This is a genomic window from Tabrizicola sp., assembly GCF_036781545.1.
Classification (GTDB): domain Bacteria; phylum Pseudomonadota; class Alphaproteobacteria; order Rhodobacterales; family Rhodobacteraceae; genus Tabrizicola.
In genome coordinates, this window is sequence record NZ_DAIQAT010000196.1 from 1 (window position 1) to 5872 (window position 5872).

Consider the following 5872-nt stretch of genomic DNA (forward strand, 5'->3'; position numbering starts at 1 on the left):
GGGCCAGGTAGACCCGGCCATTCGCCACCGCCGGGATGCCCTGCCACTCCGGCATGCCGCCGACATTGGCGGCGAAGTCGCGGTCGATGGTGATGATCACATCCGGCGCCCAGGCCTGCACCTGTTCCGGGCTGACGGTGGCAAGGTTGCCGGTCCCCTCTTCCGCCACGTTGCGGCCGCCGACCCGCTCGATGATCTCGGCGTTGATCGAACCCCTGGTCGCGGTTTCCAGCCCTTCCGGCCCGCGGGCGAGATAGACCGAGGGACGCTGGTCCTCGGGGATGCCTGCCAGCAGCGCGTCGGTCTCGGCCAGGGCGCTTTCCGCATAGGCGGCCAGTGTCTCTGCCCGTTCGGGCACCGCCAGCACGTCGCCCATCTGGCGGATGGATTGCGGCAGCATCGCGAAGGAACCGTCGATCAGCACATAGGGCACGCCAGACTGATCCTGCACCCGGGCTGCGAGGTCCTTGTAGGTGTCGTTCACCGTGCCATAGTCCAGGATCAGGTCGGGCGTGGTGGTCAGCAGCACCTCGAGGTTCAGCGTGTCGCCTTTGCCGGTCAACTGACCCAGTTCCGGCAGCGCCGCCGCTTCGGGCCGCAGGTAAGGAAGATCGCCCTTTTTCGGGGCGCGGACCCAGCCGACCATCGCCTCGGGCTTCAGCACATAGAGCAGCGTCGAGGCGGGCGGCCCGGCGGCGAAGACCCTTGCCGGGTTCACCGGAACCATCACCTCGCGGCCCGTCGCATCGGTGACGGGGCGGCCGTCGAAGGCCAGCGCGGGAAGCGCCGTCAGCGCGGCAAGGATCGCGCCTTTCAGCGCTTTTGCTGGGAAGTATTGCACCAGAGGGCTCCGAATTCGGGTTTGAGGTCGATGAGCGGCGTGCCGTCCACGCAGTCGAGGCCGCGGACGGTCAGGATATTTCCTTCCACCGCCAGCAGCCGCACCACGGACGAGGCGACGGGATTGGGACGCAGCGGCGAGCGGATGGCGAAGGTGCCGATGGAGCGGTCGGCAAAGGCCGGGTTCTGCCGCACGGCATCGCGGCGCGAGAGGTGCATCCAGTACAGGACCTGAAGGTTCTCGTGCTTGCCGATCCCGTCCAGCGCCAGCGTCCAGCGCGGGTCGACCTCGATCCGGCAGGGCGGGCCAGCCTCGGCATCGCCGCGCTTGGGGCAGTCGCTGCGGCTGGCCCATGGCGTGCGGATGCGCCCGATGAACCAGAGGCCCGCGTCGAAGCCCCCGGGCAGGGCGACGGTCTCCTCATGCGGGCGCAGCGGGTCGGCGAGGGCTTCAGTCATCGACCCCGACCATGACGTCCGAGGCCTTGACCACGGCGGCGGCGGGCTTGCCCACGGCGAGGCCAAGCTCTCGCACCGCGTCATTGGTGATCGAGGCGGTGACGATGGCACCGCCGATGTCGATCCGGACATGGCTGGTCACGGCTCCGGTGACGATCTCGACCACCGTGCCGCGCAGGACGTTGCGGGCGCTGAGTTTCATGCGATTTCTCCCTTCAGGTCAGGCCGCCTGCGCACGGCAGGCGGCACGCAGCCAGTCCATCACCCGGTCGGCATCGGCTGGCAGCGGCTCTGCCGTGCCGCTGGCGAAGGCCAGGAAAGCCGCGCGCCATTCGGGCGAGACGCCGACCAGCACCGGCAGGCCCGCCGCGCAGGCCTGGCTGATGATGTCCACCAGTCCGCGCCCCGCCGCCTCCTGCTTGCCGAACTTGTTGACGACAAGCCCCTCGGCGCCGGCCATGCGGGCCTGCACCTCGAGCACCGCCTGTTCCAGCGCACCCGCGTCCAGTCGGCAGCCGGTCGCGCCGGGACCGAGATCCATGCTGATGTTGCGGATCGGGCCGTCCGGCAGAAGGCGCAGCACGATCTCGCATTTCTGCTGCGGCGCATCGCCCATCACCGGCTGCACCGTGCCCGCAAGCTGGATTCCCTCTGCCGCCGCCCGTTCGGCGACGGTGGCGAGGATGAGGTTGGTCTGCTGATCCTGGTCGGAACTGACGTATCGGATGTCCATCGGGTCCTGCGCTTTCCGGATGCCCCTTTCGCGGGGTCGATAGGTATGATGGAACATATCTGGTCCCGCTTTCAAGCAGGAAACCGTGCAGACCCCTCTCGGCAGGGCCCCGATCCTGCGGCAAGGCCCCTGCTGCAAGAATGCCACAGCAGAGTGGCGGTCGGATCGCACCGGCTTGCCCATCGGACTGGATATGTTTCCTTAAACATAACGATTCGCCAGACCTTCCCCGAAGGCTGCGCCTGAGGAGGAGAAGACCCGAATGACCCTGCCCAAATCCCTGCTGCACCGGCTGATCCTGGCCGGAATGGCGATCCCCGGCCTTTCCGCATCGCCCGCGCTGGCCGATCCGAAATGGTCCGACACCTTCCTTCTGGGCACCATCTACATCGGCGAGGATGAAGAGGGTCAGGGCGGCACCCATACCACCATCACCGGCGACGCCGCGAAGAAGGCGGGGCGCCCGACGCTGGACGAGGCCTTGGCCACGCTGCCCGGCGTCACCTCCATCAGCACTGGCGGCGGGTCGCGCAACGAACGCTCGGTCTATGTGCGCGGCTTCGGGCGCTGGCATGTGCCGCTGTCGATCGACGGCATCCGCATCTTCCTGCCTGCCGACAACAGGCTGGACTACGGCCGCTTCCTGACGCCGGACCTCGCGGAAATCCAGGTGCAGAAGAGCTATGTCTCGGTTCTGAACGGGCCGGGTGGCCTGGGCGGCGCGATCAACCTTGTCACCAGGACACCCACCGAGAAATTCGAGGGCGAGGCACGGCTGGGGATCGAGGCTGGCAATGGTGGCGATATCTCGGGCCACAGCGGCTATCTGTCCTTCGGCACCCGGCAGGACAAGTGGTATGCCCAGGCCAGCCTGATGAAGCGCGCCAGCGACGGCTTCTGGCTGTCGCGCGATTTCGTGCCCGTCCCGAACGAGGACGGGGGCCTGCGCAACAATGCCGATACCTCGGATTCACGGGTGAACCTGAAGTTCGGCTACACGCCTAACGACACCGACGAATATGTGCTGAGCTATACCGTGCAGACCGGGTCGAAGAACGCGCCCTACAGCACGCTTCTGCCGATGGACACGGGCACCGGTCCTCGTCCCACAGGGTCGCAGCGCGACTGGACCTGGCCGGAGTGGGACATCGCGAGCCTCGCCTTCTACTCCCATACCGAACTCGACACCGGCTATGTGAAGACGAAGCTCTACTACAACACCTTCGACAACACGCTGTCGGCCTGGAACAACGCATTGCACAACGCCCAGACCGTGGGCCGGGCCTTCAACAGCGTCTATGACGACTATTCGCTGGGGGTCAGCGCGGAATACGGCCTGACGCTGGGGGCGCATGACCTGAAGGTCGCGGCGCATTACCGCAGCGACGTCCACAAGGAAACCAACTTCCCGACCCCGAGCCTGGTCACCCCGCCTGACCCGACCGAGCACAGCAAGGAAGAAACCCTGTCCTTTGCTGTCGAGGACACCTGGCGGCTCAGCGATACGCTGCGCATCGTCGGCGGGCTCAGCTACAACAAGGCCAAGGTGCTGGAAGCCAAGCGCAGCTCGGTCAGCGCCGGTCGCCCGACCGCCGAGACCGATGCGGTGGATTGGCAGATTGCCGCGATCTGGGCGCCCGAGGCGGGTGGCGAATTCCATGCCAGCTTCTCCTCGCGCACCAGCTTCCCGACGCTCTTCCACCGGTTCAGCACCCGCTTCGGCACGATGGAGCCCAATCCCGACCTGAAGGCCGAGCGGTCGGGCAACTTCGAGTTGGGCTACAAGGGCGATCTCGGCCCGGTCAGCCTGGAAGGCGCGATCTTCTACAGCCAGGTCGACGACCTGATCCAGGCGGTTCCCTTCAGCGGCGCGCTCTGGCAGCAGCAGAACGTCGGCAAGGGGGTCTACAAGGGGGTCGAAGTGGCGGCCAACTGGACGGTGAACGACCGTCTCGGCCTTTCGGCGAACTACACCTATCTCGACGCCAGCATCATGGACCCGTCGATCACCGGACTGCGGATCGCCGACATTCCCCGGCACAAGGCCTACCTCGCGATGGACTGGCAGGCGACGGACAGCCTGACGGTGTCTCCCTCGCTGGAGATCTTCGGCTCGCGCTGGTCGGATCCGGCCGCGGGCCAGCCGCGGACGGCGAGCCCGACCTATACCTATCTGAAGACAGGCGGTTTCGGCCTGGCCAATCTCAGCGCCAGCTGGGCGGTGACGCCGAAGGCCTCGGTCGATTTCGCGGTGCGCAACATCTTCGACCGCAACGTCGAGGTGGTGGCTGGCTATCCCGAGGCAGGCCGGACCTTCTTCCTGACCGCGCAGACCAAGTTCTGATTGCGACCCCTGCCGGTTTCTTCGGCAGGGTTACAAGCTTGCATGGCGCGCGGTGATCCCCTGGGTCGCCGCGCGTCATGCCGTTGCGGCTGGCGGATATCGCCTCGCGCGCCTGATTCCGAAGCACGCGCGATTTAGGATATGGGGTGGCAAGGGCGAAGGACCGGGCGGACAGGCACCGCAACCATTGTCGGAAGGCCCGGCGGATGCGAAGGTCCGGGCAAGGTTTGTCCCTGTGAAGGCTCGGGGACGGCGGGAAGGATTGATGCTGGACGCACTCTCGGCAGATGAATGGCGCGCGGTAGAGCTTTCGCTGCGGGTCTCCCTCTGGGCGACGCTCGTCAGCCTGCCGCTGGGCATTTTCGTGGCCTATGCGCTGGCGCGCTGGTCGTTCTGGGGACGCCAAATCCTGAACGGCCTGGTGCACCTGCCCCTGATCCTGCCGCCGGTGGTGACGGGCTACCTTCTCCTTCTGACTTTTGGCCGCAAGGGGTTTGTCGGCCAGTATCTCGACCAGTGGTTCGGCATCGTCTTCGCCTTCCGCTGGACCGGGGCCGCGCTGGCCGCTTCGGTCATGGCCTTCCCACTGATGGTCCGCGCGATCCGGCTGGCAGTCGAGGCTGTGGATCCGAAGCTGGAAGAGGCGGCGAGTACGCTCGGCGCGCCCCGGCTCTGGGTCTTCGCCACTGTCACCCTGCCGCTTATCCTGCCGGGGATCATCGCCGGGGCGATCCTGGCCTTCGCCAAGGCGATGGGCGAGTTCGGCGCGACGATCACCTTCGTCTCGAACATCCCCGGCCAGACCCAGACCCTTCCCTCTGCGATCTATGCCTTCCTCCAGGTTCCGGGGGGCGAGCCGCAGGCGTTCCGGCTGGTGCTGGTCTCCATCGCCGTCGCCATGGCGGCGCTGCTTCTGTCGGAATGGCTGAGCCGCGCCGTGGCGCGCAGGATCGCAGGCGGATGACGCTCTCCGTCTCCCTTGGCCATCGCTTCGGCGGGTTCTCCCTGGACGTGGATTTCGAGGCGCCTTCCGGGGTGACGGCACTGTTCGGGCGGTCGGGCTCGGGGAAGTCGACCGTCGTCAACGCCGTCGCGGGGCTGTTGCGGCCGGACCGGGGGCGGATCGTGATCGACGGGACCATAGTGCTGGACACCGCCGCCGGGATCGCGCTGCCGCCGCATCGCCGCCGGATGGGCTATGTCTTCCAGGACGGGCGGCTCTTTCCGCATCTGACCGTCCGCCAGAACCTGCTCTACGGCCGCTGGTTCGCGCCGCGGACGGCGGGGGTGGAGCTGCCGCGGATCGTAGATCTTCTGGGGATCGGCGCCCTGCTGGAGCGGCGACCGGGCGGGCTGTCGGGGGGCGAGAAGCAGCGGGTGGCGATCGGGCGGGCGATCCTGTCGAACCCGCGGCTCCTGCTGATGGATGAACCTCTTGCCGCGCTGGACGAGGCGCGGAAGGCGGAGATCCTGCCCTATCTGGAACGGCTGCGCGA

General features: G+C 67.1%; 7 protein-coding genes. 3 read left to right on the top strand and 4 right to left on the bottom strand.

Annotated features, from left to right (window positions below):
- From V7Q39_RS18790 to V7Q39_RS18805, 4 genes are all read right to left on the bottom strand, one after another.
- Positions 1–841: ABC transporter substrate-binding protein (locus V7Q39_RS18790; protein ID WP_333818144.1), on the bottom strand; the 841-nt coding region annotated here is incomplete at its 3' end.
- The gene (locus V7Q39_RS18795; protein WP_333818145.1) at positions 814–1299 is read right to left on the bottom strand and encodes an SAM-dependent methyltransferase; all 486 of its coding nucleotides are present in this window, start codon (positions 1297–1299) and stop codon (positions 814–816) included. The genes V7Q39_RS18790 and V7Q39_RS18795, both read right to left, overlap by 28 nt.
- Complete coding sequence (locus V7Q39_RS18800) at positions 1292–1501, bottom strand: TOBE domain-containing protein (RefSeq protein ID WP_333818146.1); 210 nt, start codon at positions 1499–1501, stop codon at positions 1292–1294. The genes V7Q39_RS18795 and V7Q39_RS18800 overlap by 8 nt, the downstream gene beginning before the upstream one ends.
- A gap of 18 nt (positions 1502–1519) precedes the next feature.
- Positions 1520–2032 (bottom strand): DUF2478 domain-containing protein, encoded by a 513-nt coding sequence (locus V7Q39_RS18805; protein ID WP_333818147.1) that lies wholly within the window; start codon positions 2030–2032, stop codon positions 1520–1522.
- Between the two features lie 262 nt (positions 2033–2294).
- On the opposite strand from V7Q39_RS18805, the gene V7Q39_RS18810 reads away from it, so the two are divergent.
- The 3 genes from V7Q39_RS18810 to V7Q39_RS18820 all read left to right on the top strand — a co-directional run.
- Entirely contained in the window at positions 2295–4376 is a 2082-nt protein-coding gene (locus tag V7Q39_RS18810; RefSeq protein ID WP_333818148.1) for a TonB-dependent receptor plug domain-containing protein, read from the top strand.
- Positions 4377–4641: 265 nt separating this feature from the next.
- Positions 4642–5340, top strand: a complete 699-nt coding sequence (modB, locus tag V7Q39_RS18815) for a molybdate ABC transporter permease subunit (RefSeq protein WP_333818149.1) — start codon at positions 4642–4644, stop codon at positions 5338–5340.
- Positions 5337–5872, top strand: a 536-nt coding sequence (locus V7Q39_RS18820) for a molybdenum ABC transporter ATP-binding protein (RefSeq protein WP_333818150.1), incomplete at its 3' end; no start/stop codon positions are given. The genes modB and V7Q39_RS18820, both read left to right, overlap by 4 nt.

Bases quoted from the DNA above. Each gene is read 5' to 3' on its own strand.
- V7Q39_RS18795 (WP_333818145.1), bottom strand. From the start codon at position 1,299: ATGACTGAAGCCCTCGCCGACCCGCTGCGCCCGCATGAGGAGACCGTC.
- V7Q39_RS18800 (WP_333818146.1), bottom strand. From the start codon at position 1,501: ATGAAACTCAGCGCCCGCAACGTCCTGCGCGGCACGGTGGTCGAGATC.
- V7Q39_RS18805 (WP_333818147.1), bottom strand. From the start codon at position 2,032: ATGGACATCCGATACGTCAGTTCCGACCAGGATCAGCAGACCAACCTC.
- V7Q39_RS18810 (WP_333818148.1), top strand. From the start codon at position 2,295: ATGACCCTGCCCAAATCCCTGCTGCACCGGCTGATCCTGGCCGGAATG.
- modB (WP_333818149.1), top strand. From the start codon at position 4,642: ATGCTGGACGCACTCTCGGCAGATGAATGGCGCGCGGTAGAGCTTTCG.